Raw genomic sequence first — 25,386 nt, 5'->3', positions numbered from 1 at the left:
ATTGCTGGACCTAGGCTTTTCTTTTGGCCATTTCGGTGATCCAGATGGGAGCGAATGGTGAAATGCACCCGGCGGAGGTCGGGTAGTCCGCCAGCACCTGCAAGGTCTCGCCGATGGCCAGGGCACGTCGGCGCAAATGCTCATGCTCGATGCCGATGTGCGCCAGGGTCGTATTCATCGCCCACTGCAGGCGATCCGGTGCGGCGCTCATTCGGGCTTCGATCGTGTCAAGCAGCTGTTCCAGGTCCAGCAGTTCCGGGGCCTTGACTACCTGGTGGGCAGTCAGCTCCCAGCCGGCAGCCAGCTGTACCGGGTCGCTCTGGCTCATGAGCAGCAGGCGGAGCTCCTCGAGCAGCTTGGATTTCTTGACGATGTAGCTCAGGAACCATGCTTGGACCTTGGGAGTGCTGGCGTCTTGGCTCCACACCTGCAGCTGTTCCAAGGTAAAGCTCCGTGGTTTGGCGATCAGCAGCGCGACCAGCCGGGTTGCGGTTTCGCCGGTGGCCCAGAGTTCCTCGGCAAGCTCCTGGTTGCTCTTCAACGACTTGGCCAAGGCGCGGAGCTTGCCTAGATTCACGCCGAAATCATCGCCGTGCTTCTCATTGACCGCGCGGTACTTGGGGTCTTCGAGCTCGGCCAGTGCCTGTTGCACTTGGGCAACTGTGCTCTGGGGTGCCAGTTCCATCTATTTTCCTCTCGCTAGTTAGGCTCAACGGGTTGGCGCAGGATCGTGCGAAGCTTTTCCGGTGCCACCCTACGAGGGTCGCCGAGGTAGATCTCGTGGTGCCTGCCAGTCATGCGCAATCCCTGGCCGGGTATGAATTCGTGGTGCATCGGGGCCAGGATTTCGGCTTCTGCATCGTAGGGGCCAATGTGCAGCGTCTGCACGCATTGGCCTTCAGCAAGCGACTGGAACCGGATGCGCCCAGGGCAAGGCAACGGCTTCTTCGCCTGGGCGGTTTCCAGAGCCGTCGCGTAGTCGTCCTCGTTGATCCACGCCGGGACCATCAGCATCATGGTCCAGCTCCACTGTTCCTTGTCTCTCCGTTCGGTAAAGACCGCCATGTCCTCGGCCCACCACAAGCCTTCCAGCGGCGGGACGACATAGTCCTTGCCCTGCGCCTTGCTCGCGAATTTGAGTTTGTAGGCCACCGGATACAAGGTTTGCAGGGCTTGCTGGTACAAGTTGCTGGTATTCGGGTCACCTGATCCATCGAACATCAGGTAGTGCATCGCTGGCAGCTGCAGGACACGGAACTGCCCGGCCACGGACCGATAGCTGTCCAGCGACTTCTTGAAGTCGATTTTCGCCGTCAATGTCTCCCCTGGAATCTTTCCGCTCAGAACCACTTGCGCCATTTGAATACACCATATAGTGCGACAGCAAATCCCAGCATGAGGCCGGCCGCAATCGGGTAGCCGAAGGTCCAATGCAGTTCTGGCATGTTCTCGAAGTTCATCCCGTAAATCGCTGCAATCAAGGTCGGGGCGAAGAGGATCGCTGCCCAACCGGAAATCTTCTTCATGTCCTCGTTTTGGCGCTGGGCTACGAGGGTGGAATTGACGCTCAAGATCTGCGATAGCGCATCCCGGTATTCCACGGCTTGGGTATGCGCGCGGGTGAGGTGGTCAGTGACATCCTGCAGGTAGGTTTCCAGCTCAGCGGGCACCGGGTACTTCTTGAACCCGTCGTCGAGCGATTGCACGACCTCCAGCAATGACGCGGTCGCATGCTGCATGTCGATCACTTCTTGGCTGAGGCGATAAATGCGTTCGGTGACTGCGGCATCGCCACTGAAGACTTGCCGTTCGATCTGCTCCTTGTCGATCCCCAGGCCGTGGAGCACGGGGGCGTATCCATCAACAATCGCATCAAGTATCCGGTACAGCACTGCTTCGGCGCCCAACCGGAGCAGCTCCGGGTCTTTGAGCAGCACCTGGTCCTTGCGAAGCTTGCCGTTCCTGATTGACTCGACGAATTCCTCGCCGTCTGTACCGTCGATCCACCGGTGGTCCTGGCAGAGCACCGCCACAGCGCCTTTGCGCATCAGGATGTGGAACTCGGACAGCTCGACTTCTTCGGATTCATCGAGGTACAACGCTGAGCGAACTACCAGCAGGAGCACCTCGCCGTAGCGTTCGAGTTTAGGCCGCTGGCGGGCGTGCACGAGGTCTTCGGCCAGCACTGGATGCAGTTCCCACGCCTCGGTGAGATCGTGGATGTCAGCTTCATCTGGTGTGGGATACAAGGACAAAGCAATGCGCTGATCACCAGTCTGGCCGAACGCCAGCGCATCGGCCGCGCTCGTGCCTTCCGGAGCGGATTCCACGTTGCCATCATCAATATAGCGAACAGCCATCGAGGTATGCGACGAATTCTGGGTACCGAAAAATGGTCGGGAATTCGCAGCCCGGCGTTGAACACGTGACATATTGCTCCTGAATGATCTTCGTTCATTCAAGTATCGCAACTCCGGCGAGAATATCGGCGCTGAAACGGTCCTCCGCTTGTCGGCGGCTGAATCTTGCTAGGGGGATCTCAAGGTTCGACGATTTCTACGTCCAGCTCCCCCGCGCGCCACTTCGCTGTCGTTTCATCCGCCAACGCTTCAGCTTCCAATGCCTCTGCGGGAGTCATGAAATACGTATTGATCCGCAATTTCTGTTCCGGATCCAATTCTGGTGAAAGCAATACCATCGGCCTGCTCTCCGGAATCTTCACCGCGTGGAACAACCCGCAATGCCGGGCAGTGTGGTGTATCAGGCAATTCAACCCGGCAGACTTGATATCCGTTCGTCCACCCTTTTCCCACGCGTCCAGATGATCAATTTCGCACCGTTCTACGGGCATGCTGCATCCAGGATAGGAACAGCCCCGGTAGGCGGCTCGGATCGCACGGCGCTGGGACTTCGAATACAGTCGTTGCGTCCGGCCTAAATCGAGGGGCAGGCTCTGGCCATTGAGCACTACCGGATACACTCCGGCATTGCACAGCGCAGTTCTGACTTCACCAGCAGACAAGGACATCCCACTGCTGGTGACCGCGAAGTCTTGTGCTTGCTCTTGCATCTTGTCCCAATTCAGAATGATGCTCACCTGCGGTGCGACCAACCCAGCACGTTGACCCGGCGGGTCACTGGTGCTCGTCCTGTCACTCATCAGCATTGCCATGAATCCAACTAAACGGCGTCGCTCGGGCTTCAAATCCTCCCATGGAGTGACTGCACCATTGGTAGCTGATTCAGTATTACGTTCTTCAGGATCCCCCGGCCGGCAACATTCTTCCTCGTCATCCGAGGTCTCCGAAACTTGTTCGTTGTTGTCTGCCGGCGGACTATCGTCTTCGGTTTCTTCGTCCGCCACCGGATCGTCTTTTGCCCAGTCCGGTTTGGACTCCGCATCGTCCCAACCGGAGTCCTGCTGACCCGTGAATTGAGCCTCGGCGTCTTTCAAGCCGTCCCTGTTCCCGGCCACGGTGGCAGGATTGTCCAGTTGCGCGAAGTAGGCCTCGATATACGCCGCCTGGGAGGGCAACACACGAAGCGTATACTCGATCAGGCCCTGGCGCATGCCCTTCTTGAAGATGCCAATGCGCTCCAGCAGAGCTTTCAGCGGGCGTTTGCCGGCTTTCACCTGAGCCACCAAGTCATTGATGTGCTTACGAGCCGATTTGGGTTCTGAGCGCAGGAAAGCGACTGATTCTGCTTCCAATCGCGCTTTCTCCGCCTGGCCGGTTTCATCGTCGCCGAAATCATTACGTGCCGAATGCAGCTTCAAGGCCGTAGAAGCTACCAATCGCGGGTCCACATTCGGGGCTTCGAATTGCGCGGCTAGCTCCGGGAGCCACGGCTCTACCGGTTGCCCTGCTTGATCGACACCACCTAGCAGGCAGTCGGCTTGGACTAGCCGAGTTCCTGCAGTGCCGCGCGGAATATTCAGCCAGTCGGTCATCATGCCTTTGGCGTCTTTGAAATGGGTGCGCCCGGTAGTGGCATGTCCTTCGGCGGCTTCAAGTTGTTCCAGCGTGGGATCGACACCAGCATCGCTGACCGCTTGGAAGGAGGCCTGATCAAGTTTGTGTGCACCGGTGCGGCGTAGGGCATGAGCTGCGTGGATCTGTGCCCGACTGAGCTTTTGGTTGATTTCCTCGACATACAGCGCGAATATCGCAGCGTGGCCGGCCGGTACGTCGCCGGACAGGATCGAAGTAGCCAAGGCGATTAGCTTGCCCGCCTCGACCAGATTCGATAGTGCTTGTGCCGTCACTGTGCTCATGGGATACAGCATGCCGTGGGCATCGCGGGCACCGGCGGTGGGCAACACGGTTTGTGGAAAACAAAAAATCCTGAAATCTCGGACAAACCGAAATTTCAGGATTTTAATTTGTGGAGGTAAGGGGATTCGAACCCCTGACCTTCTGCATGCCATGCAGACGCGCTACCAACTGCGCCATACCCCCAAAAGGATTGCTGCCCTGATCAGGCAACTCCATAATCATAGATGACTACCTGATCAGGATGCAAATTGAGGGTTACTTCTGGTTTTCAGAAAGTTCCTCAGGCAGCTCGATGACTGGGCAGTCGGCCCACAGGCGTTCGAGCGCGTAGAAGATGCGGTCTTCCTGGTGCTGAACGTGGACGACTACGTCGCCGTAGTCCAGCAGGACCCAGCGTCCCTGGCCGAAGCCTTCACGGCGAATCGGACGCATGCTGTACTCGTCGAGCACCTCAGCGACGATTTCATCGACGATTGCGTTCACCTGAGGTTCTGATCCACCAGAGACAATCAAGAAAGCGTCGGTGACGCCCAAGCGGTCGGCAACGTCCAGCGCGACCATGTTTTCTGCCATCTTCTCGGAAGCCGCGTGCGCGGCAACTTTCACGAGGGCAATTGATTCGGCGTGTGCTCCCATAGAGTGGAGTGTCTCCTTATAGAGGTGTAGATCGAGAACCTAATTGTCCTACGAAAACTAGTTGCCAAGCAACATGATCAAGCCAGCAATCAATGCTGCACCGCCCACGCTGAGGGCGACGATCATCGCGATCAGCATGTTATTGGCGCGGCGGAGGCCGTGCGCCTGCACGTCAAGTGGCTGCAATCCCTGTGCATTGACCGCATCGATGCGTGGCATGTCAACGTCCGGGGCCGGTTGGGCCGTATGGGTTTCAGCCTTCTGATCCGCCGGCGCCTTTGGCGCAGGCTTAGCGGCTGGTTTTGCAACTGGCTTGGCTGCAGGCTTGGCCGGTGCCTTGGCCGCAGGCTTGGCGGGGGCCTTCGCTGCGGGTTTGGGCGCCGGCTTGGCCATAGGCTTCTTGGCTGCTGGTGCCGCTTCGTCCTTCTTGGAGCTGAGCTTGCCGCCGGCGTTGAAGTCCAGCGAAACACTCTGGGTCTTGGGCCCTTGCACGCCGGTTTTGGCGATGCGGTCCTCGACCTCGCGAATGTTGCCCATGGCGCCGGTGAAAGGATCGGAGGCCTTGTCGTCCTTGCCCTGGTTGGCATTCTGGATGCGCAGGCGTTCACGTTCCGCGGCACGGCGGGAAATGATGGCCGCGCGGGCTGCCATTTCACGCTGGTGGGCGAGCACTTCGAGATCGATCTCGGAATCGTCCTCCCCCAGCAGGTTTGGATCGACCGGGGTCTTCGGCGCGTGGGCACGGCGGGCGGCTAGCGCCTGCTCGACGCTCATGACCGTAGTCTCCGGGTCGTCTTCCTTGGGCGCAGGCTTCTTGGCGGCCGGGGCCTTCGGCTCGGCCTTGCCCTGGTCTGCCAGCGCCTGGAGGCGCAGTTGACGGCGGGTCAGCGGCTTAGGTTCCTCCGCGGGGGCGACCGTTGGAATATTAGTGGTCAGCGCGCCGACCTCTTCTTCCAGTCGACGACGCTCGCGCAAGGCCTCGCGGTCACGGGCACGGCGCAACGACGCCCGTTCGCCCAGGGACTCTTCGGACTGTGGTGCGCTAGCTGGCTCAGCTGCAGGCTTTGCGCTGGGAGCCTTGGCTGGGGCTCCAGCCGGCTTGGCCGCTTCTGGCTTGGCACCTGCGGCCTTGGCGGCTGGCTTGGCCGGCTGCGGCTTGGCTGGAGCTGGTTTTGCCGGCTCTGGCTTGGGTGCAGGCTTGGCCGGCTGCGGCTTGGCTGGAGCTGGTTTGGCTGGCTCTGCCTTGGGTGCCGGCTTGGCCTTTGGGGTCGCGTCAGATTTCGCTGGCTTCGCCGAATCCTCGGCTTTTTCCGCGCTTTTCGACGCGTGCTCCTTGGCTGCCTGCTCGGCCTTGCTGTTGGCCAGCAAAGCTTCCATCTCAGCACGTCGTTTTTCGCGCAGAGCTCGCCTGCTTGAAACCGGCTGCGAGTTATCGCTCATCCTGATACTTCTCCCGACCGCATAGACAAATACCGTCACCCTTACCTAGAGATTATGCCGTGCTACCCCACCTTATGTGAGGTTACGACTCGGTATACAGCCCATATTTTGCAATGTACTGCACCACACCGTCCGGCACAAGATACCAAACCGGCTTGTCGGCGGCGACGCGCTCCCGGCAATCGGTAGAGGAAATTGCCAGTGCCGGAATTTCCAATTGCGAGACATTGTCGCGACCCACATCCGCGATGACATAGCCAGGGCGGCTCACGCCAACGAAGTGGGCGAGGTCGAAGACCTGGTCGATGTCGCGCCAGCTCATGATCTGGCTCATCGCGTCGGCACCGGTAATGAAGAAGAGCTCCGCATCCGGGCGCAAGGCGCGCAGATCGAGCAAGGTGTCACGCGTGTAGGTGGCGCCTTCGCGGTCGACGTCGACCCGGCTTACGGTGAAGCGCGGGTTCGACGCGGTGGCGATCACGGTCATCAGGTAGCGGTGCTCAGCGCTGGTGACCTGGCGATCGGCCTTCTGCCAAGGCTGGCCGGTGGGCACGAAAACGACCTCATCCAGGCCGTACTCGGCGGCTACCTCGCTGGCAGCGACCAAGTGGCCATTGTGGATGGGGTCAAAAGTACCGCCCATCACGCCGAGGCGCAATGGGCGGTCTTGAGGCTTTTGCTCTGCCAAGACTAGTGGCTATGTGGTACGTGAGTCTTGAACTGGCGGTGGGTGTCCTCTGGTTCAGGCTTTGCCTCGTGGCGGTTGCCTACGTTGGTGTAGGAAACGGTAATCAGCAGCAGGACCATCAGTGCTGCGAAGATGCCCCCACCGACGATCACAGCGAAAGTGTGAGGATCCATGCCGGTGGAAGCGGCTTCCGAAGCCAAAATCAGCGCGTTCAAGATAATTCTCCAGTCGTTTTCACGAGTTTGCTAAGCCAGCAACCTGGGCGGCTGGATCAGTAGCTCGAAAAGTAACGGTACGTTTCTTCTACATCGTACCGAAAAGGGCGGTCAGAAACTATTTGCGAATCTGCCCGTCGCCCTGGACGATCCACTTGGTCGTGGTCAGTTCGGCCAGGCCCATCGGGCCGCGAGCGTGCATCTTCTGGGTCGAGATGCCTACTTCTGCGCCCAGGCCCAGCTGCCCGCCGTCGGTGAACCGGGTCGAGGCGTTGACAATCACCGCAGCCGAGTCGATCTCCGCCACGAACTGCTCGGAAGCAGCCAGCGTGGAGGTGATGATCGCCTCGGTATGGCCGGTGGAGTAGGCGCGGATGTGCTCCAGGGCCTGGTCCATGCCATCGACGACCTTCACCGCGATATCCAAGTCCAGGTACTCGTTGCGCCAGTCATCCTCCCCCGCCGGGATGGTCGGCAGCTGCGGAACCAGCGCGGCGGCTCGGTCGTCCGTGTGCAATCTCACGCCGGCTGCGGCCAGGGCCTGCAGCACTGCCGGGGCCACAGCGGCATCCTTGTGGACCAGCAGGGTCTCCACGGTGTTGCAGACGCTGGGGCGGTGGGTTTTCGCGTTGAGCAGGATATCGACGGCCATTTCCTCGTCGGCGCTCGCGTCGAGGAAGATGTGCACATTGCCTTCGCCGGTTTCGATTACCGGGACCTTGGCGGTGGTGACCACGCGCTGGATCAGCTCGCGGCCGCCACGCGGGATGAGCACGTCGATCTTTCCGCGCGCGCCCATCATGGCGTCGGCACCGGCGCGGCCGAATTCGTCGACCGAGATCACGATGTCGCGGGGCAGGGAGACGGACTCCAGCGCGTCGCGGATCACCGCGACCAGCGCCTGGTTGGAGTTCAGCGCCGCCGAACCGCCACGCAGCAGCACCGAGTTGCCGCTCTTGAGCGCCAGGCCGGCGATGTCCACGGTGACGTTCGGACGCGCTTCGTAGATGGTGCCGATGACGCCCAGCGGGACGTTGACCTGGCGCATGCGCAGGCCGTTGGGCAGGGTTTCCCCGCGCACCACGCGACCGACCGGGTCGGGCAGGCCAGCGAGTTCATGCAGCGCAGAAATCAAGCCGTCGATGCGCTTGCCATCGAGCTTCAACCGGTCCAGCAGGGCCTCGGAGGTGCCATTGGCGCGGCCGGCAGCCAGATCCTTTTCGTTGGCGCGCAGGATCATCGCACGGTTCTGGTCGATGCGCGAAGCCATGGCCGCGAGGGCGCGGTCCTTCCAGTCGCGGTTGGCGCGCTTGAGGATCCGTGCGGCGCGGCGTGCACGGTCGGCCAGCTGGTGGACGGAGGTGGTGACGTCGGTGGTCGTTTCTTCGGTGTTTACGGCATCCATACTCATGCTCCTCATTCTAGAAAATGGGTTCGATCAAAGCTAGGTCGTCAACATGCACTACTGATCTGTCGTAACCTTCGCCCAGCTCTTCAACCAGATCCGTGGTGTTGTGTCCGAGCATCTCGGGCAGTTCATGGGAGCTGAAGTTCACCAGCCCGCGAGCAAATGGGGTTCCTTCCGCGTCGCAGATCTCTACGGCGTCGCCAGCCTCGAATTCCCCGCGGACGGCGGTAATGCCGGCTGCCAGCAGCGAGTTGGTTCCCTTTTCGATGGCCTTGACTGCGCCGGCATCCAGGATCAGCTTGCCTTCGATGGAAGCCAGATAGGCCAGCCAGACGTCGCGGGCCGAACGGCGGGAGTTGCGGGCGGCGAACCAGGTGCCTACATCCTGTCCGCGCAGCGCCTTGGCGGCATTGTCGGTGCTGGTCACCAGGGTAGGAATGCCCGCCGAGGAGCTCAGGGTCGCGGCATCGACCTTGGTGATCATGCCGCCGGTGCCGACTCCGGCTGCCCCCGGGGTGCCCAGGTCCACCGCTTCGAGTTCGTCGGGGTGCTCGATGGTAGTGATGCGGCTGCCGCCGTCATCAGGGTGCGCGTCGTAGACCGAGTCCACGTCGGAGAAGAGCAGCAGCGCGTCGGCCTTGACCAGGTGGGCCACCAGCGAGGCGAGGCGGTCGTTGTCGCCGAAGCGGATTTCGCGGGTGGCGACCGCGTCATTTTCGTTCACGATGGGCAGCACGCCCAGGTTCAGCAAGCGAACCAGGGAGCGCAGCGCGTTGGTGTAGGAAGAGCGGCGCATCAGGTCGTCGGCGGTGAGCAGCACCTGGCCTACGCGCTGGTCGTACTCATCGAAAAGCTGGGTGTACTGCGCCAGCAGCAGACCCTGGCCAACGGCCGCCGCGGCCTGCTGGGTGGCAAGGTCCTTGGGACGCTTGGCCAACCCGAGCGGGGCCAGACCGGCGGCAATGGCACCTGAGGATACAAGAATGACCTCGGTACCGTTGTTGACAGTTTCAGCGAGAGTGTCCACCAGGAACTTCAACCGCTCGTGGGATATCCCGCCGCTGACCGTGGTCAGCGAGCTGGATCCAACTTTGACCACTAAGCGCTTGGCTTGAGGCAGTTGGTGGGGCGAGGTAATGGCTGAAATTGTTTTGGTGGCACTTTCACTCATACTTTAATTTTCCTCCTGGGTTGCCTTTGGTTCCGCAGTCTTTCGTCCGTACTTGGAGTCAACCGATTCGGTCCAGACGCCGGCCTTGCGTTCGGCTTCCAGCTCGGCGCGAGCCGATGCCTTGGCCGCCCGGCGCTCTTCGTGCTCGGCACGCTTTTCCTCGCGGGTCTTGCGATCGCCGCGATCCTCGAGGCGGATGTCCTCGCCGCGTCGGCTGCCGCCGAGCAGTTCGGCGCCGGCTGCCATAGTTGGCTCCCAATCGAAGACCACTGCGTTGTCCTCGGCGCCGATGATTACCGCGTCCCCTGGCTTGGCGCCGGCCTTGAACAGCTGGTTTTCGACACCCAGCTTGGCCAGGCGGTCAGCCAGGTAGCCGACAGCTTCATCGTTGCGGAAATCGGTCTGCATAATCCAGCGTTCCGGCTTTTCACCGATAACTCGCCACATTGGCTCAAAGTTCTGCTCCTCGCGGCGGATGGTGAACTCGGCACGCTTGGTGGTACGTGGACGAATCACAGGCACCTCGACTACTGGGGCTTCAACAACCTGTTCAGCGCGTGCCTGCTCTACCAATTCAGCCATAGCGAAGGACAGATCACGCAATCCGTTACGCGAGAGCGCGGAGATCTCGAAGACGCGGTAACCGCGTTTTTCCAACTCAGGGCGCACGAATTCAGCCATGTCGGCACCGTCTGGCATGTCAACCTTATTAAGTGCGATCAGCTTCGGGCGCTCGATCAGCGGCACGATGGTGCCGTCGGTACCGGCGAAGGTGGAGTCGGCTTCGTAGTTGGCCAGCTCTGCTTCGATGATGTCCAGGTCGCTGATTGGGTCGCGGTCCGCTTCCAGCGAGGCGCAGTCCAGCACGTGCACGATGGCGGCACAGCGCTCAACGTGGCGCAGGAACTCGTGGCCCAGCCCCTTGCCTTCGGAGGCTCCAGGGATCAGGCCAGGCACGTCGGCGACAGTGAAGCGGGTTTCGCCTGCTTCGACGACACCCAGGTTAGGCACCAGGGTGGTGAACGGGTAGTCGGCGATCTTCGGGCGTGCCGCGGACACGGCGGCGATCAGCGAGGATTTGCCGGCCGATGGGTAGCCCACCAGCGCGATATCCGCCATGGACTTCAGTTCCAGGACAATATCCTGGCCGGTTCCGGGAATGCCCAGCAACGCGAAGCCCGGGGCCTTGCGCTTGTCCGAGGCGATGGACGCATTGCCCAGGCCGCCCATGCCGCCTATTGCGGCGATGTATTCATCGCCCGGCTTGACCAGGTCGCCGAGGATGTCGCCGTCCTTGGTCTTGATGACGGTGCCGGCAGGTACGCCCAGGACCAGGTCCTCGCCGCTCTTGCCCGGGTGCAGACCGCCCTTGCCCGGCTCGCCGTTGCCGGCCTTGCGGTGCGGCAGGTGGTGGAAGTCCAGCAGCGTGGTGACCTGGGGGTCGACGCGCAGGATGATGTCTCCGCCCTTGCCGCCGTTGCCGCCGTCGGGACCGCCAAGCGGCTTGAATTTCTCACGCTTGATGGACACACAACCGTGGCCACCATTACCTGCGGTGACATGAAGGGTTACGCGATCAACGAATGCAGCCACGGGGCCATCTTCTCCTAGTACGGGGTTGCGAGGGTTACTCGCTTAAAAGTCTAACTATGCACGCAAGGGGCGGACCGAAATCGGCCCACCCCTTGTGTACTAAAAAATTTGCCTGTTGCCTGAATTAGGCAGCAGCCACAATGTTCACCACGCGGCGACCACGACGGGTGCCGAACTCGACTGCGCCAGCAGCCAATGCGAACAGGGTGTCATCCTTGCCACGGCCTACGCCGGCGCCTGGGTGGAAGTGGGTGCCACGCTGGCGAACGATGATTTCGCCTGCCTTGACTTCCTGTCCACCATAGCGCTTTACGCCTAGGTACTGTGCGTTGGAATCGCGACCGTTGCGAGTGGAACTCGCACCTTTCTTATGTGCCATGCCTTTTAGCCTCTTTCGCTACAAAAATGGATTCTACGATTGCCTGAATTAGGCGATCGAGGTGACCTTGACCTTGGTCAGAGCGGCACGGAAGCCCTGGCGCTTCTTGTAACCGGTCTTGTTCTTGTACTTCTGGATTACGATCTTCTCGCCGCGAAGGTTTTCTACAACCTCAGCGGTGACCGTGACCTTAGCCAGATCGGCAGCTGCGGAAGTTACCTTCTCGCCATCTACCAACAGCAAAGCTGGAAGCTCGATGGAGCTGCCTGGGGCAGCCTGAAGACGGTCAACGGTGATGAGGTCTCCAACGGAAACCTTCTCCTGGTGGCCGCCTGCGCGGACAATTGCGTACACCACGTGGGTACTCACTTCTACTCGACGTTTATTGTCTTACCGGCGCAGATATCGACCCGAACACCCACAAAGTGGATGCGATCCCGGGGATCTCATGCGCTTGTGCCTTGACGCCGAGCGGACCAAAAGTCCGTGATCTTGGCGTTTAGCACCGATCAACTAGATTACGCTAGTCCACACCGCTGGAGCAAATACAAACTGCCCCAGCGAGGGAAGCGTGATCAAGTTCATCTATTTCAGTTCGCGTACTGGAACACCCACACCGAGCATTACCGGTTGCCCGGCAGGCTCAGCTGGCTTATCTTTCTGCGAACCGGAGGCATCCATCTGAACTACCGAACCGGTAGCGGCGGATACCTCTGCCACGAGAACCTCTGCAGTCGCATCGCCCTGGACCGAGGTGGCCCGACGACTGCGACGCTTTGGCTTCGTGGAATTCTGTGGGGCTGCCGCGGTGGCGGCAACTGGGACGGAAGCCGCGGGGCTGCTGGACTCAGCAGGCGCGCTGGCAGCAGGCATGGCCAGGCCGGTGAGCACCGGCTGGTCCTGCTGTGCCGCTTCCTGCGGACGCGAAGCACGGCGTGAACGCTTGCGCGGCTGGTCCTCGGACGTCGAGGCGGCAACAGGTTCAGGAGCAGCCTGCTGTTCCTGGTTGGCCTGAGCTTCCTCGTTGCCCGAAGCGTTTTCCTCGGACTGGTTGCGTCCGCGTCCACGGGAGCGTGAACGGCGGCGCGGCTTGCGGCTGCCGTCCTGCTCGTCGCTGGACTCATCCTGGCCCGGCAACGCTGCTTCCAGCGCTTCCAGGGTAACCGAGGCCTCGGTGCCCTGCGCAGACGCCGCGGACTTGGCCACAGGAATCTGTTCGCCCTCGATGCTCACTGCGTTTTCAGCAGCGGCATCCAGGTGCGAAGCGGCGGCAATGCTGGCCAGGGCGTTGCGCGTGGCTTCGTCCTTCTCCCCTGCTGCCGGCTCCTGCTTCTCAACTGGCTTCTGCTCGTCCTTCTCGCCGCCACGACGGCGGCGGGAGTTGCGGCTTGGCTTGTCGTTGAACTTCTTGCTGTGCGCTTCGCCCTGCGAGTTGAAGGTCTTGCGCGATTCAACTGGCTCTTCGTGGGTGATGAAGCCAGCACCTGCACAGTGCTCGCACTCTTCACCGAAGACTTCGAGCAGGCCGGTGCCCATGCGCTTGCGCGTCATCTGGACCAGACCCAGCGAGGTCACTTCAGCAACCTGGTGCTTGGTCCGGTCGCGGCCCAGGCACTCCACCAGGCGGCGCAGCACCAGATCGCGGTTGGATTCCAGGACCATGTCGATGAAGTCGATGACGATGATGCCGCCGATGTCACGCAGGCGCAGCTGGCGGACCACTTCTTCGGCCGCTTCCAGGTTGTTCTTGGTCACGGTCTCTTCGAGGTTGCCGCCCGAACCGGTGAATTTACCGGTGTTCACGTCGATGACGGTCATCGCTTCGGTGCGGTCGATGACCAGCGAACCACCCGAAGGCAGGAAGACCTTGCGGTCCAGCGCCTTGGCGATCTGCTCGTCCACACGGAAGTTGGCGAAGATGTCCTCTTCGGCTTCCCACTTCTCCAGGCGGCCCATCAGATCCGGTGCCACGTACATGACGTAGGCCTCGATGGTGTCCCAGGCGTGGTCACCGGAGACGATCAGCTTGGTGAAGTCCTCGTTGAAGACGTCGCGGACCACCTTGATGGTCAGATCGGGTTCCGAGTACAGCAGTTCCGGAGCCAGGGTCTTGGTGGAGTTGGCCTGCTCTTCGATGCCTTCCCACTGCGCACGCAGCCGGTTGATATCGTTGGTCAGTTCTTCCTCGGAAGCGCCTTCGGCGGCGGTGCGCACGATGACGCCCGCGTTTTCCGGCAGGTGGTCCTTCAGGATCTTCTTCAGGCGCTGGCGTTCGACATCAGGGAGCTTGCGCGAGATGCCGGTCATCGAACCACCTGGCACGTAGACCAGGTAGCGTCCAGGCAGGGAGATCTGGCTGGTCAGCCGGGCGCCCTTGTGGCCTACCGGGTCCTTGGTGACCTGCACCAGGACCGAGTCGCCAGCCTTCAAGGCGTTCTCAATGCGGCGCGGCGCGCCTTCGAGAGCGGCTACGTCCCAGTTCACTTCGCCTGCGTACAGCACGGCGTTGCGGCCGCGGCCGATATCCACGAAAGCAGCTTCCATGGATGGCAGCACATTCTGCACCTTGCCGACGTACACGTTGCCGATCAGCGAATCCTGCTGGGTCTTGGAGACGAAGTGCTCTGCAAGCACTCCATCTTCCAGTACGCCGATCTGGATGCGGTCCTCGCGCTGGCGCACGATCATCTTGCGCTCGACGGATTCGCGGCGGGCCAGGAACTCGGCCTCGGTGATCACCTGGCGGCGGCGACCGGTTTCGCGTGATTCGCGGCGGCGCTGGCGCTTGGCTTCCAATCGGGTGGAACCGCGCACCGAAGCGACCTTGTCGTTGACCGAGCTGTGGCTTTCGATACTGCCACGCGGGGCGCGCACACGGGTAACGGTGTTCGGCGGATCATCCTGCGAGCCGCCCTCAAGTTCCAGATCCACTTCCCCGCGGCGACGGCGGCGGCGGCGGCGCGAAGTCACGTCGTCGGCATCGGCGTCTGCCTCGGGATCTGCGGCAGCTGCGCGGCGAGCAGGTTCCTGCTTCTTCGCAACAGCCTGGGCCAGAACAGCCTGAGCTGTTTCCGGCACGGCGAAAGGATTCAAGATCATGGTGCTGCCGTGTTCGGCCAGCAGCATGCCGGTCTGGTCAACGTCGTTCGCTTCCTCAACCGGTGCAACTTCCTGCTCGGCCGGGGCAGCGATTTCAGCGCTCTGCTCCTGGACGTCTTCCTGCTTGTCCTGGACGTCTTCCTGCTTGGCCGCGGCGACCTCTACGGCCTCGTCATTCGCGGTATTGCGCACTGCCTGCGCCCGGCGTTCGGCCTGGCGGCTGGCCCGCTTGGTGGAATCAGGGGTGGAGATCTGGGTGCGGCGGGTGGCCCGCCAGCGGTATGGGCTTTCCTCGACGCCGGCAGCGGCATTGAGTTCGGCCAAGGTCATGGCGCGACGCAATGGTCGCGCGGGTGTGGTTGAAACACTGGTACGGCGGGCTCGTGTTGAACGGTTGCCCCGCTTATTACCTTGCGTTCCGCCCTTTCGTTGATTTGCTGCGCTCATTTAAATTCGCGTACTCCTACTATGTCCCGCTCGGGCATCCTCCACAGACGGCGCCGTTGCTGAAACTACAATCATCACGTGTCGCTTGGCCTACTTATCTTCCAGTAGTCCGGACACAAAAGCTCGCTATTTTCCGCGGGTTCGACGCTGGTCCAAATTTCTGAACCAGGCGCAAATCCTGCGGATCAACGTGGCCTAAGAAAACCGGCTGCTTTCCTTTGCAGCCCTACGATCCGCGGTATTCCCCCGGGAGGCGCACATATTGGGCACTCAACCGAAGCGATGCATCGCCTGTCGATCTGTTGTTTCAAAAGTCTGTCGTCGGGTTGAAAGCAGACTGTGGATCCGCGAACAACCATTCCCATTCTCTCATATTTCGTTCACGCCTTGTTCATTGCTTCTCACCAGATGCACAGAAATGCTTCCTAGTATGAAAAAGGCCTTGGCGGAATAACCCGCTTTCCTATGAACTTATGGAATAGTCAAAACATGGTTTCATCACAAGAAAATAGCCACGGCTCGGGCGTGTTGCCCTGGTGGGCTAAGGAACGCGGCTTCGGGCTGTTCATCATCGTTACGGGATTGATCTCTTGGCTCGCCGCCGGAATCCTGGTCCTGGAACGCTTGGAGTTGTACAAGAACCCCGACTACATCACCAGTTGCGACGTCAATCCCTGGATCTCCTGTGGCACCGTGATGAAATCCGAGCAGGCAGGAATTTTCGGATTCCCCAATCCCTTCTTCGGGATCGTTTGCTTCGCTGTTGTTATCGCCATCGGCTTCGCCCTGCTGGCCGGCGCAACAAACCTGAAGCGCTGGTTCTGGCTGTGCTTCCAGCTGGGCATCACCGCCGCTATGGGCTTGGTGATCTGGTTCTGGTCCCAGGCCCTGTATGAAATCAACGCCCTGTGCCCTTACTGCATGGTCGTGTGGGCCATGACGATTCCCTTGTTCGTGTTCACGACCGCACGCAATGTGCTTACCGGCGTGATTTCTGCTGGAGTCGGCGTGAAGAAGTTCTTCGCCGAGTGGAGCTGGATCATTACCGCCGTCATCTGGGCGCTCGTTGCCGCATCGGTCGTCCTGCGTTTCCCGCTCGCCTTCTTCGGCTAGAGCCCGGCTTCCATGCCCACCTGCGGGGCCGCTACTTCGGTAGCGGCCCCGCAGTGCTGTTCCTGGCGCTCCCCCACCCCGCCGCCAACCAGGTCGGCCGGCCTTGTGCCGCTGCTTGTTGCACCCCGGCGCGCCACCGGCGCCAAGACATCCCGCTTCGGCCTTCGATCCGCGTCAAAACGGCCATCGGCAAGGCCGGGAAGGGTTCGCCGTCAACGATCTTCCGGATACTGCCCAGCTAGACCCGGTAGATTAGAAGCATGGCAAGTGACATATGGAACACAGAAAATGCCCAGGACTACGGAATCAACCTGCTGATTTCCGAACACCTTCGGCTCCGTGAACTACAAGAGGAAGATCTTGCGTTCCTCACCCAATGGTGGAATAGCCCAGAATTCATGGCCCTGCAGGGCAACCTGGTACTTCCCCACCCGATCACCGAAGCCGCAGAACTCTTCAAATCGCGCAGCGTCAACCGTGGCACTACCGACGGCGTGGGACTTTCCATCACGCTTCCCGATGACACGCTGATCGGGCACACCGCTTTGTACGACTACAACGCGCCGGCCCGTTCGGCCGAATTGATGATCATGATCGGTGGTTCAAATGTGGGCCAAGGCTATGGCACCTTGGCCACCAAGATGATCATCGACTACGGCTTCCGCGAGATGGGCTTGAACCGCATCGGCTTGAACGCCTGGGCGTACAACGAGCGCGCACTGCGCACCTTCAACCGCGCAGGATTCCGCGAAGAGGGCCGAGTGCGCCAGGCTGGATTCCACGATGGGTCGTTCCACGACAAGATCATCATGGGCCTGCTGGCCAAGGAGTACTTCAACGCCAGGTAATCCGCACAGGCAGAGAACGAGACCTCAACAGAGCTGGGGCCGCGCACTGCGCGGCCCCAGCTCTGCTGCGTCAGTTCACTTCTGGACCAGACCCGCATAATCGGTCTGATAGCCCGTTACAGGCTGGTGAGGGATTTCTTCCCAGCGTTCTGGATCTTCTTGCTGGACTTCGCCCGATGCCATTCCGAGCAGCAATTCCTTGAGCGCAAGAACATTTTGGCGAATCAACTTGCCGCGGGACTTCTGCCCGAGGCTTCCGTCACTGCTATTTCCACTGGTTTCAAAGAAGACCACCGGGTTTCGATGCCCGTCGGCATTGAGCCCCCGGTAGTTCAAGCCCAGCATCATTGCAGAGACGACGCCGCAGGAATGCCGGGGAAATCAGCCCGTGGGTGCACGAATCGATGCATTCGGGCACGAAAACGGGTTAGTGGCCAGTGTGAACGCCAAAAAATCAGCATTTCGGTGTTGCCTTGGGACCTTGTCAAGTCGTTAGCCTATTGTTAGAGCTATCAGAACCAGCTACAAGGAGCGACTATGGCTTTTTTCCGTAAGGTCAGGCCCGCCGCGTTGTTGAAAAAGCAACCTCAGGACGACAAGCCGACACCTGCCGAGCACCACCGTGTTCCGGCCAGGGACGCCAAACCAGATTTCACGGTCACCAGCCTGTGGACCGACTTGCTAGGACGCCTAGGCATTCGAAGCGCCCAGCTGCTGGTAGTTGGCGCGCTGGCAACATTCCTCATCATCGGCATGCTCCGCTTGACCATGATCGTGATCCCGACGTTGCTGGCCGTCATCATTTCCTGTGCGTTGTGGCCCCTGGTGGTCAAGCTGCGCAAGTTTGTTTCCCCGATGCTGGCAGCATGGATCGTTTTTCTCGGATCCCTATTGGTCCTCGGAGGCATTGGCACCGGCCTGGTCTTCTCGGTCATCAAGGAATGGCCAAAGCTCGTTGACCAAGCTGTTGAGGGCTTCAACCAGCTCAATGACATGGTTCAGGGCTTCATCGGCACGATGCCTTTCAGCGTCGACCAGAGCCAGATCGATAATGTTGTCGAAACGGTAACCGGCTTCTTGACCAGTTCCCAGTTCGGCACCGGCGCTTTGAACACGCTGAGCGCAGCAGGCAGCTTCGTGACCGGCCTGGTCCTGCTGCTGGTGATCCTGTTCTTCTTCCTGAAGGACGGCGACAAGATCTGGGCCTTTGCCGTGTCGTGGACTCCACGCCACTACCGCAACAAGTGGATTCTTTCCGGCGACCGCGCGCTGCGCACCTTCGGCGGCTACATCCGCGGTACTGCCACCGTGGCCGCGGTGGATGCTTTGGGCATCACCGCGACGCTGCTGATCGTGCAGGTTCCATTGGCCATCCCGCTAGGCGTCATTGTCTTCCTCGGTTCCTTCGTGCCGATGGTAGGTGCCACCGTTGCCGGCATCCTGGCCACGCTGATTGCATTGGTTACCAACGGACCTGTGGTGGCGCTGATCGTGCTGGCTGCGGTGATCCTGGTGAACCAGCTGGAGGGCAACTTCCTGCAGCCGGTCGTCATGGCCAACGCCCTGAGCCTGCATGCACTGGTCGTGCTGATGGCACTGACCGCAGGCACCGTCCTGGCAGGCATCGTTGGCGCCGTCCTGGCGGTGCCACTGGTGGCCGCTTCATGGGCGGTGATCAAGGTATGGACCGGGCGCGACAAATCCGATGCGGTGGCTGAAGCCAGCGAGGACATCAAGTCTGAAGTCGAGATCAGCGAAGAGCAAGCGGCTTTCGACAAACTCGAAGCGAAGGAACAGCACCAGGAATCCCTCAAGGATTCCGAGTAGCTGTTGCGGCTGGGGCGCTCCTGCACGTCAGGGGCGCCCTTCCTTTTGCCACTTAAATGCTCTTGATCGAATTATTTCCAATTAATTCTCAAAGAGTTCATGCCCTCATCCAGCCCCGGCTTCCCGGGGTTTTCGCGCTGGGGACAAGACCGGTGGACCCGATCCCGCGTTGCCGTGGATGTGGTTTGTGTGTTTAATGTGACTGAAGTGATGGAAGTGGAGCGACGCGGGATGCGCAATCGCCTTGAGAAGTTTTGCTGCATGTCTTCGTTTTCCCCAACAGGGAAAACCCGCGCCACGCTTCGCCCGCAATCAATGTGCTAACGCGCACTGAAGACTGGGAGGTATCCACGTGCTGGAATTCAGCAATGACGGAGCAGATAAGTATCTTTCGCACATAGTCGGCCCTATCACCGACCACCACCAGGTGGTCAGGATCGGCGCTGCAGAGCAGCTGCCGCTGGACTCGACCGCACAGGCGCTCGGAAGTTCGGTGCAGCAGGCAGCTAGCCCGCAAGGAGCTATGCTCGCCCAGGACAGTTTGGATGACTGGTTCTAGGACCCGCTTCCAGGCATGAAAAATCCCGGCAGTTTCCAACTGCCGGGATTTTCGCGTTTCGATCTACTTGCCGAACCAGATGCCGATCTCGCGCTCGGCGGACTCGACGGAGTCTGAACCGTGGACCAGGTTCTGCTGGACCTTCAGGCCCCAGTCGCGGCCGAAGTCGCCACGGATGGTGCCTGGAGCCGCGGTGGTCGGGTCGGTGGTGCCAGCCAGCGAACGGAAGCCGGGGATAACGCCCTGGCCTTCAGCCACGATCGCCACCACCGGACCGGAGAGCATGAACTCAACCAGCGGCTCGTAGAATGGCTTGCCTTCGTGCTCTGCATAGTGCTCGGCGAGCAGCTCGCGAGTAGCTTCCAGCTGCTGCAGCTTGGCAATGGTGTAGCCCTTGGCTTCAATGCGGCCAAGGATCTGTCCGGTCAGACCGCGCTTGACGCCATCTGGCTTGACCAGGATCAGGGTACGTTCAGTCATGTGACTACCTCTTCGTATCGTTAATGTACTTCTTAGGTTCTCAGGCTTGCTCGGGGTTCGCTTTTTCCCAGGCTTCTTGGGCGGCGGCGCGGCGCTTGTTCACTGCGTCGATTTCGCCGCCCTTGTTCAGCGCATACCACCAGCACAGGGCGAAGGCCGCTGCGAGGTAGAACATGTCCGGCAGGATGAAGCCGCACAGGAAGAACACTACCTGCAGGATCCAGCCGATGATGTAGCCGATCTTCTTGCCCAGCAGGGCGCAGTTGAAGATGCACAGCAGCGCCACGGCAGCGCCGAGGCTGAGCACGACCACCGGTTCTCCGCCACGCTTGAGCCCGAAGGCCGCGAGGGTGACGAACACCGCCAGCAGCGCCTCGCAGACCAGCACTGTTGATGCGAACATCATTTTCGTGGAGCGCTGCTTCTTCTTCATCCCAGGACGCCACTCGCGCTGGGCACGGGTGAGTTTAGCCATCAGGATTCGCCTCCCTTGAGCAACAGTGAAATCTCGCCCACCAGTGTAATCGAACCGGTCACCAGCACGCCGCCGGACAAGTCGTTGCCTGCCTCGGCGCGGCCCACCGACCATTCGATGGCATCTTCCAGGTCCTCGGTGACGTGGATGTCCTCTTCCGGCCAGCCAGCGTCGATCGCCATGGTGGACAGTTCGCCGGCCGGGATGGCCCGCGGCGAGGACGACTGGGTGATGCAAATGTCCTCAACCATGTCACCGTACTGCTCGCGCATGGTGTAAAGCATTGCTTCGGCGTCCTTCTCCTGCAAGATGCCAACCATCAGCACCAGGCGGGTGAAGCCGAAGGATTCCTTGATCGCCTCTGCGGTGACGCGTATGCCATCCGGGTTGTGGCCGGCATCCACCAGGATGCTCGGTGCCGCGCGGACCAGTTCCAGGCGGCCCGGGCTGGTGGCGGCCGCGAAGCCGTCGCGGACCAGATCGGCATTCAGCTCGCGCTGGCCGCCGCCCAGGAAGGCCTCCACCGCAGCCAAGGCCACGGTGGCGTTCTGCGCCTGGTGGGCACCGAACAATGGCAGGAAGATCTCGTCGTAGCGCGCCGCTTGGCCCTGGATGGACAGCAGCTGCCCACCCACGCCATGCTGGCGTTCCAGGAGCTTGAAGTCCAGGCTGTCGAAAGCTGCCGGCACCTCAAGCTCGCGGGCGCGAGCCAGCAGCACGTCGGCGGCATCCACCGGTTGCACCGAAGAGACCAGGTAGCCGCCGGGCTTGAGGATGCCGACCTTTTCTTCGGCAATCTCGCCCGGGGTATCCCCCAGCAGATCGGTGTGGTCCAAGGAGATCGGGGTGATCACCGAAACGTCGGCATCTGCCACGTTGGTGGCGTCGGTGATGCCGCCCAGGCCGACTTCGAGCACCACGACATCCACCGGAACCTCGGCGAAAACCGCGAAGGCCAGGATGGTGACAGCTTCGAAGTAGGTCAGCTTGTTTTCGCCGCGCTCGACGAGCTCGGTGTCCACGATCTGAAGGAACGGGCTGATTTCATCCCACACGCGCACGAAGGTCCCGTCGTCTACCGGGGCACCGTCAATGGCGATGCGCTCGGTGACCGAGATCAGGTGCGGCGAGGAGTAGCGGCCGGTGCGCAAGTCGTGCGCCATCAAGAGCGACTCGATCATGCGTGCGGTCGAGGTCTTGCCGTTGGTGCCGGTGATGTGGATGACCGGGCAAGCCTTGTTCGGCTCGCCGAGGATCTCCATCGCGCGGAACATCGGATCCATGCGCGGTTCCATCTTGTTTTCCGGCGCACGGGAGAGCAGTTGCGCGTAGACGCGGTCCAATTCGCTCACTAGTTGGCCTCGACTTTGCCAGAATCCAGCTTGGCCACGGTGACCTGCTCGCCATCTACCGAATCATCGGCGACAAGTTCCAGCTGCGCGGTCAGGGTTTCACCTGCCACCAGCTCGCGGTTCGCTTCCAGTGCCGCGATGGCGGCCGTGTTGGCGGTGACCACGGTGTGGATGCGATCCGATACCTGCAGGTCCGCGTCCTTGCGGGCGGACTGGATGGAGCGGATCATGTCGCGTGCGGTGCCCTCGGCAGCCAGTGCCTCGGTGACCTCGGTATCCAGCACCAGGAAGCCGCCGTCGATGACTGCCGCGGCAATTTCGCCTGCTGCATCCACCACGGTGTCCAGGGTGTACTCGCCCTCGGCCAGTTCCAGTCCTCCCGCGGTGACCACCCCGTCGGTGACCGACCAGTCCCCGGACTTGGCGCCCTTGATCGCCTGCTGCACGTTCTTGCCCAGGCGCGGACCGGCCGCACGGGCGTTCACTACCAGCTGCTGGCTGATGCCGTAGCTGGCGGCGTCGACGCCTTCGGCATCGATCAAGGTGACGGCCTTCAGGTTCAGCTCGTCCTTGATGATCGACGCGTAGGTGCCTTCCAGGCGGGCAGCGCCGGTGAGCACAACCTTCAGCTCGGCCAGCGGCAGGCGCACGCGCAGGTTCTTGGCCTTGCGCAGCGAGGAGCCCACGGAGCAGATCTTGCGGGTTGTTTCCATGGTTTCCAGCAACGCGGCGTCGGTTGGGAATTCGCTGGCTTCCGGCCAGTCCTCCAGGTGCACCGAACGTTCGCCGGTCAGCCCGCGGAAGATCTCTTCGCTGGCCAGCGGCAGCAGCGAAGCAGTGACCTTCACCAGGGTTTCCAGCGCGGTGTACAGGGTGTCGAAGGCCTGGGTGTCTTCATCGAAGAAACGCTGGCGGCTACGGCGCACGTACCAGTTGGTCAGGGTGTCCATGTACTGGCGCACGGCCTCGGTAGCATCGGAGACCTCGTAGGAATCCAGTGCCTCGGTGACTTCGCGCACCAGCTGGCCCGTGGCGGCCAGCATGTACTGGTCCAGCGGGTCGGTGGAGTCCATCGAGCGCTTGGCCTCGTAGCCGGCCCCGTTGTTGGCGGAGTTGGTGTAGAGGTTGAAGAAGTGCCAGACGTTCCACAGCGGCAGCAGCACCTGGCGCACGCCATCGCGGATGCCCTGTTCGGTCACGACCAGGTTGCCGCCGCGCAGGATCGGCGAGGCCATCAGGAACCAGCGCATGGCATCGGAGCCGTCGCGGTCCAGGACCTCGGTGACATCCGGGTAGTTACGCAGGGACTTGGACATCTTCTGCCCGTCCGAGCCCAGCACGATGCCGTGGGAGATCACGTTGGTGTAGGCCGGGCGGTCGAAGAGCGCGGTGGAGAGCACGTGCATGGTGTAGAACCAGCCGCGGGTCTGTCCGATGTACTCAACGATGAAGTCCGCCGGGTGGTGGCCGGAATCGAACCATTCCTGGTTGTTGAACGGGTAGTGCACCTGGGCGTACGGCATCGAGCCGGAGTCGAACCAGACATCGAGCACGTCTTCCACGCGCCTGAGGGTGCCGGATTCGGCGCAGCCCTCATGGGCCTTGGTCAGCTCGTCGATGAATGGGCGGTGCAGGTCAGGCTGGCCTTCGTGGTTAACCGGCATCCGGCCGAAGAAGTCCTGCATTTCCTGCAGCGAGCCGAAGACTTCGCGGTGCTCGCATTCGGCACCGCTGCATTCCCACACCGGGATCGGCGAACCCCAGTAGCGGTTGCGCGAGATGGACCAGTCGCGGGCGTTTTCCAGCCACTTGCCGAACTGGCCGTGCTTGACGTTGCCCGGGATCCAGTTGATCTGCTCGTTCAGCTCGACCATGCGGTCCTTGAACTTGGAGACCTCGACGTACCACGAGGAGATCGCGCGGTAGATCAGCGGGGTGCGGCAGCGCCAGCAATGCGGGTAGGAGTGCTCGTAGGAGGCCTGCTTGACCAGCTTGGCCTCGTCCTTGAGCACATTGGTGATGGTCTTGTTGGCGTCGAAGACCTGCACGCCGGCGATCTCGGCCAGCGGGCCGTTGCCGAAGACCGGCAGGAACTTGGCGCCCTCGTCTACCGAGAGGATCACCGGGATGCCGTGCTCTTCGCAGACCTTCTGGTCATCCTCGCCGTAGGCCGGAGCCTGGTGCACGATGCCGGTGCCGTCGGCCACAGTGACGTAGTCGGCGGTGAGAATCTGCCAGGCGTTTTCGGTGCCGTACTTCTCGGTGTCGGTGTACGTGTCCCACAGCGGCTGGTAGCGCACGCCGGCAAGCTGCTCACCGGTGTAGCTGGCGGTGATGGCCGCAGCGGCTTCCTTGGCATCCTTGTAGCCCAGGTCCTTGGCGTAGGAGCCCAGCAGGTCGCGGGCCAGCAGGAATGGCCCGGCGGCGGCCGAAGCCTTCACGCCGGCCTCGCCTGCAGGAACCACGACGTAGTCGATCGCCGGGTGCACGGCCAGTGCGGCGTTGGTTGGCAGGGTCCACGGGGTGGTGGTCCACGCCAGGGCCTGCACGCCGGCAAGTGCCTTGGAGGCTTCGGTTTCACCGGCAAGGATGGTGAAGCCCACGGTGACGGTCTGGTCCTGGCGGTTCTTGTAGACGTCGTCGTCCATGCGCAGCTCGTGGTTGGACAGCGGGGTCTCGTCCTTCCAGCAGTACGGAAGCACGCGGAAGCCCTTGTAGGTCAGATCCTTGTCCGAAAGCTGCTTGAAGGCCCAGATGACCGATTCCATGAACTCGACGTTCAGGGTCTTGTAGTCGTTTTCGAAGTCGACCCAGCGAGCCTGGCGGTTCACGTACTGCTTCCACTCATCGGCATACTTCATCACCGAGGTGCGGCAGGCGTCGTTGAACTTGTCGATGCCCATGGCTTCGATCTGCTTCTTGTCGGTCATGCCCAGCTGCTTCATGGCTTCCAGCTCGGCTGGCAGGCCGTGGGTGTCCCAGCCGAAGCGGCGCTCCACGCGCTTGCCGCGCTGGGTCTGGTAGCGCGCTACCAGGTCCTTGACGTAGCCGGTGAGCAGGTGGCCGTAGTGCGGCAGGCCGTTGGCGAAGGGAGGGCCATCGTAGAAGACGAATTCTTCGCCCTCGCGCTGGTCAATGGAGGCCTGGAAAGTGTCGTCGTTCTTCCAGTATTCGAGGACGCGCTTCTCAAGATCTGGGAATCGCGGTGAAGCCGGGGTCGAACCGGTTGGGTCTGTAGTGACCTTCGGGTAGAAGCTCATCGAATGGGCCGTCCTTCAAGCGTAGGGTCGATAAATCCTTGCCTACGAGGACGGCACGAATGCCGCGGTACCACCCCGCTTATCCCCCGCCGCAATGATGGGGAATCGCTTATCTTCAG

Annotated in this window: 23 protein-coding genes and 1 tRNA gene; 4 read left to right on the top strand and 20 right to left on the bottom strand. The window is 61.3% G+C overall.

The genetic code is table 11. The features are described 5' to 3' along the window. Nucleotides 1–10 precede the first annotated feature (10 nt). From ACIOJF_RS04325 to ACIOJF_RS04255, 15 genes are all read right to left on the bottom strand, one after another. Nucleotides 11–685, bottom strand: a complete 675-nt coding sequence (locus ACIOJF_RS04325) for a DNA alkylation repair protein (protein ID WP_105661418.1) — start codon at nucleotides 683–685, stop codon at nucleotides 11–13. Nucleotides 686–699: 14 nt separating this feature from the next. Then, complete coding sequence (locus tag ACIOJF_RS04320) at nucleotides 700–1,359, bottom strand: GyrI-like domain-containing protein (RefSeq protein ID WP_105661419.1); 660 nt, start codon at nucleotides 1,357–1,359, stop codon at nucleotides 700–702. Further along, a complete protein-coding gene (locus tag ACIOJF_RS04315) occupies nucleotides 1,341–2,360 on the bottom strand; it encodes a magnesium and cobalt transport protein CorA (RefSeq protein ID WP_353616140.1) in 1,020 nt (339 codons plus the stop codon). Before ACIOJF_RS04315 ends, ACIOJF_RS04320 begins: the two co-directional genes overlap by 19 nt. A gap of 179 nt (nucleotides 2,361–2,539) precedes the next feature. Continuing rightward, nucleotides 2,540–4,276 carry an HNH endonuclease signature motif containing protein gene (locus ACIOJF_RS04310; protein WP_105661571.1) on the bottom strand — a complete coding sequence of 579 codons (1,737 nt, stop codon included), beginning with the start codon at nucleotides 4,274–4,276 and terminating at the stop codon, nucleotides 2,540–2,542. A 111-nt stretch (nucleotides 4,277–4,387) separates the two neighbouring features. Continuing rightward, nucleotides 4,388–4,460, bottom strand: a tRNA-Ala gene (locus ACIOJF_RS04305). A gap of 72 nt (nucleotides 4,461–4,532) precedes the next feature. After that, nucleotides 4,533–4,913 (bottom strand): ribosome silencing factor, encoded by a 381-nt coding sequence (gene rsfS, locus ACIOJF_RS04300; RefSeq protein WP_105658500.1) that lies wholly within the window; start codon nucleotides 4,911–4,913, stop codon nucleotides 4,533–4,535. A gap of 57 nt (nucleotides 4,914–4,970) precedes the next feature. Beyond that, entirely contained in the window at nucleotides 4,971–6,353 is a 1,383-nt protein-coding gene (locus ACIOJF_RS04295) for a hypothetical protein (RefSeq protein ID WP_402741273.1), read from the bottom strand. 82 nt (nucleotides 6,354–6,435) lie between these two features. Then, entirely contained in the window at nucleotides 6,436–7,041 is a 606-nt protein-coding gene (nadD, locus tag ACIOJF_RS04290) for a nicotinate-nucleotide adenylyltransferase (protein WP_105658499.1), read from the bottom strand. Between the two features lie 2 nt (nucleotides 7,042–7,043). After that, nucleotides 7,044–7,256 carry a hypothetical protein gene (locus ACIOJF_RS04285; protein ID WP_105658498.1) on the bottom strand — a complete coding sequence of 71 codons (213 nt, stop codon included), beginning with the start codon at nucleotides 7,254–7,256 and terminating at the stop codon, nucleotides 7,044–7,046. Between the two features lie 118 nt (nucleotides 7,257–7,374). Continuing rightward, nucleotides 7,375–8,661, bottom strand: coding sequence for a glutamate-5-semialdehyde dehydrogenase (locus ACIOJF_RS04280; protein ID WP_402741371.1), 1,287 nt, complete (start codon nucleotides 8,659–8,661; stop codon nucleotides 7,375–7,377). A 16-nt stretch (nucleotides 8,662–8,677) separates the two neighbouring features. Then, a complete protein-coding gene (gene proB / locus ACIOJF_RS04275; protein ID WP_105658496.1) occupies nucleotides 8,678–9,835 on the bottom strand; it encodes a glutamate 5-kinase in 1,158 nt (385 codons plus the stop codon). A gap of 3 nt (nucleotides 9,836–9,838) precedes the next feature. Beyond that, nucleotides 9,839–11,428, bottom strand: a complete 1,590-nt coding sequence (gene obgE, locus ACIOJF_RS04270; protein ID WP_105658495.1) for a GTPase ObgE — start codon at nucleotides 11,426–11,428, stop codon at nucleotides 9,839–9,841. A 124-nt stretch (nucleotides 11,429–11,552) separates the two neighbouring features. Next, nucleotides 11,553–11,807, bottom strand: a complete 255-nt coding sequence (gene rpmA, locus ACIOJF_RS04265) for a 50S ribosomal protein L27 (protein ID WP_013349162.1) — start codon at nucleotides 11,805–11,807, stop codon at nucleotides 11,553–11,555. A gap of 48 nt (nucleotides 11,808–11,855) precedes the next feature. Further along, nucleotides 11,856–12,164: a 50S ribosomal protein L21 gene (gene rplU, locus ACIOJF_RS04260; RefSeq protein ID WP_013349163.1), complete on the bottom strand. Its 309-nt coding sequence runs from the start codon at nucleotides 12,162–12,164 to the stop codon at nucleotides 11,856–11,858. A gap of 228 nt (nucleotides 12,165–12,392) precedes the next feature. Next, complete coding sequence (locus tag ACIOJF_RS04255; protein WP_105661423.1) at nucleotides 12,393–15,236, bottom strand: Rne/Rng family ribonuclease; 2,844 nt, start codon at nucleotides 15,234–15,236, stop codon at nucleotides 12,393–12,395. Nucleotides 15,237–15,842: 606 nt separating this feature from the next. Here ACIOJF_RS04255 and ACIOJF_RS04250 point away from each other — a divergent pair. Continuing rightward, the gene (locus ACIOJF_RS04250) at nucleotides 15,843–16,466 is read left to right on the top strand and encodes a vitamin K epoxide reductase family protein (protein WP_105661424.1); all 624 of its coding nucleotides are present in this window, start codon (nucleotides 15,843–15,845) and stop codon (nucleotides 16,464–16,466) included. A gap of 260 nt (nucleotides 16,467–16,726) precedes the next feature. Continuing rightward, the gene (locus ACIOJF_RS04245) at nucleotides 16,727–17,314 is read left to right on the top strand and encodes a GNAT family N-acetyltransferase (RefSeq protein WP_105658492.1); all 588 of its coding nucleotides are present in this window, start codon (nucleotides 16,727–16,729) and stop codon (nucleotides 17,312–17,314) included. A gap of 75 nt (nucleotides 17,315–17,389) precedes the next feature. On the opposite strand, the gene ACIOJF_RS04240 is transcribed toward ACIOJF_RS04245, so the two are convergent. Beyond that, nucleotides 17,390–17,662 carry a hypothetical protein gene (locus tag ACIOJF_RS04240; RefSeq protein WP_286134567.1) on the bottom strand — a complete coding sequence of 91 codons (273 nt, stop codon included), beginning with the start codon at nucleotides 17,660–17,662 and terminating at the stop codon, nucleotides 17,390–17,392. 189 nt (nucleotides 17,663–17,851) lie between these two features. Here ACIOJF_RS04240 and ACIOJF_RS04235 point away from each other — a divergent pair, with 189 nt between their 5' ends. Further along, a complete protein-coding gene (locus ACIOJF_RS04235; protein WP_105658490.1) occupies nucleotides 17,852–19,141 on the top strand; it encodes an AI-2E family transporter in 1,290 nt (429 codons plus the stop codon). A gap of 352 nt (nucleotides 19,142–19,493) precedes the next feature. Next, nucleotides 19,494–19,700 (top strand): hypothetical protein, encoded by a 207-nt coding sequence (locus ACIOJF_RS04230; protein ID WP_105661425.1) that lies wholly within the window; start codon nucleotides 19,494–19,496, stop codon nucleotides 19,698–19,700. 63 nt (nucleotides 19,701–19,763) lie between these two features. On the opposite strand, the gene ndk is transcribed toward ACIOJF_RS04230, so the two are convergent. From ndk to ileS, 4 genes are read right to left on the bottom strand one after another with little or no spacing between them, the layout of a single operon-like run. Continuing rightward, nucleotides 19,764–20,180 carry a nucleoside-diphosphate kinase gene (ndk, locus tag ACIOJF_RS04225; RefSeq protein ID WP_105658488.1) on the bottom strand — a complete coding sequence of 139 codons (417 nt, stop codon included), beginning with the start codon at nucleotides 20,178–20,180 and terminating at the stop codon, nucleotides 19,764–19,766. 40 nt (nucleotides 20,181–20,220) lie between these two features. Then, a complete protein-coding gene (locus ACIOJF_RS04220; protein ID WP_105658487.1) occupies nucleotides 20,221–20,655 on the bottom strand; it encodes a DUF4233 domain-containing protein in 435 nt (144 codons plus the stop codon). Continuing rightward, the gene (locus ACIOJF_RS04215; protein WP_388022955.1) at nucleotides 20,655–21,950 is read right to left on the bottom strand and encodes a bifunctional folylpolyglutamate synthase/dihydrofolate synthase; all 1,296 of its coding nucleotides are present in this window, start codon (nucleotides 21,948–21,950) and stop codon (nucleotides 20,655–20,657) included. The genes ACIOJF_RS04220 and ACIOJF_RS04215 overlap by 1 nt, the downstream gene beginning before the upstream one ends. 56 nt (nucleotides 21,951–22,006) lie before the next feature. After that, entirely contained in the window at nucleotides 22,007–25,267 is a 3,261-nt protein-coding gene (gene ileS / locus ACIOJF_RS04210) for an isoleucine--tRNA ligase (protein ID WP_402734798.1), read from the bottom strand. Between the last annotated feature and the right edge of the window lie 119 nt (nucleotides 25,268–25,386).

It is taken from the genome of Glutamicibacter sp. NPDC087831 (assembly GCF_044742845.1).
Lineage (GTDB): Bacteria > Actinomycetota > Actinomycetes > Actinomycetales > Micrococcaceae > Glutamicibacter.
The sequence above is the reverse complement of the archived record's forward strand: the minus strand, read 5'-3'. Positions and strand labels throughout refer to the sequence as shown.

What these genes read in the sequence shown, in the direction of transcription:
- ACIOJF_RS04325 (WP_105661418.1), bottom strand. Translation starts at nt 685, where the DNA reads ATGGAACTGGCACCCCAGAGCACAGTTGCCCAAGTGCAACAGGCACTG.
- ACIOJF_RS04320 (WP_105661419.1), bottom strand. Translation starts at nt 1,359, where the DNA reads ATGGCGCAAGTGGTTCTGAGCGGAAAGATTCCAGGGGAGACATTGACG.
- ACIOJF_RS04315 (WP_353616140.1), bottom strand. Translation starts at nt 2,360, where the DNA reads ATGGCTGTTCGCTATATTGATGATGGCAACGTGGAATCCGCTCCGGAA.
- ACIOJF_RS04310 (WP_105661571.1), bottom strand. Translation starts at nt 4,276, where the DNA reads ATGAGCACAGTGACGGCACAAGCACTATCGAATCTGGTCGAGGCGGGC.
- rsfS (WP_105658500.1), bottom strand. Translation starts at nt 4,913, where the DNA reads ATGGGAGCACACGCCGAATCAATTGCCCTCGTGAAAGTTGCCGCGCAC.
- ACIOJF_RS04295 (WP_402741273.1), bottom strand. Translation starts at nt 6,353, where the DNA reads ATGAGCGATAACTCGCAGCCGGTTTCAAGCAGGCGAGCTCTGCGCGAA.
- ACIOJF_RS04280 (WP_402741371.1), bottom strand. Translation starts at nt 8,661, where the DNA reads ATGGATGCCGTAAACACCGAAGAAACGACCACCGACGTCACCACCTCC.
- proB (WP_105658496.1), bottom strand. Translation starts at nt 9,835, where the DNA reads ATGAGTGAAAGTGCCACCAAAACAATTTCAGCCATTACCTCGCCCCAC.
- rpmA (WP_013349162.1), bottom strand. Translation starts at nt 11,807, where the DNA reads ATGGCACATAAGAAAGGTGCGAGTTCCACTCGCAACGGTCGCGATTCC.
- ACIOJF_RS04255 (WP_105661423.1), bottom strand. Translation starts at nt 15,236, where the DNA reads ATGACCTTGGCCGAACTCAATGCCGCTGCCGGCGTCGAGGAAAGCCCA.
- ACIOJF_RS04250 (WP_105661424.1), top strand. Translation starts at nt 15,843, where the DNA reads ATGGTTTCATCACAAGAAAATAGCCACGGCTCGGGCGTGTTGCCCTGG.
- ACIOJF_RS04245 (WP_105658492.1), top strand. Translation starts at nt 16,727, where the DNA reads ATGGCAAGTGACATATGGAACACAGAAAATGCCCAGGACTACGGAATC.
- ACIOJF_RS04240 (WP_286134567.1), bottom strand. Translation starts at nt 17,662, where the DNA reads ATGATGCTGGGCTTGAACTACCGGGGGCTCAATGCCGACGGGCATCGA.
- ACIOJF_RS04235 (WP_105658490.1), top strand. Translation starts at nt 17,852, where the DNA reads ATGGCTTTTTTCCGTAAGGTCAGGCCCGCCGCGTTGTTGAAAAAGCAA.
- ndk (WP_105658488.1), bottom strand. Translation starts at nt 20,180, where the DNA reads ATGACTGAACGTACCCTGATCCTGGTCAAGCCAGATGGCGTCAAGCGC.
- ACIOJF_RS04220 (WP_105658487.1), bottom strand. Translation starts at nt 20,655, where the DNA reads ATGGCTAAACTCACCCGTGCCCAGCGCGAGTGGCGTCCTGGGATGAAG.
- ACIOJF_RS04215 (WP_388022955.1), bottom strand. Translation starts at nt 21,950, where the DNA reads ATGGAACCGCGCATGGATCCGATGTTCCGCGCGATGGAGATCCTCGGC.
- ileS (WP_402734798.1), bottom strand. Translation starts at nt 25,267, where the DNA reads ATGAGCTTCTACCCGAAGGTCACTACAGACCCAACCGGTTCGACCCCG.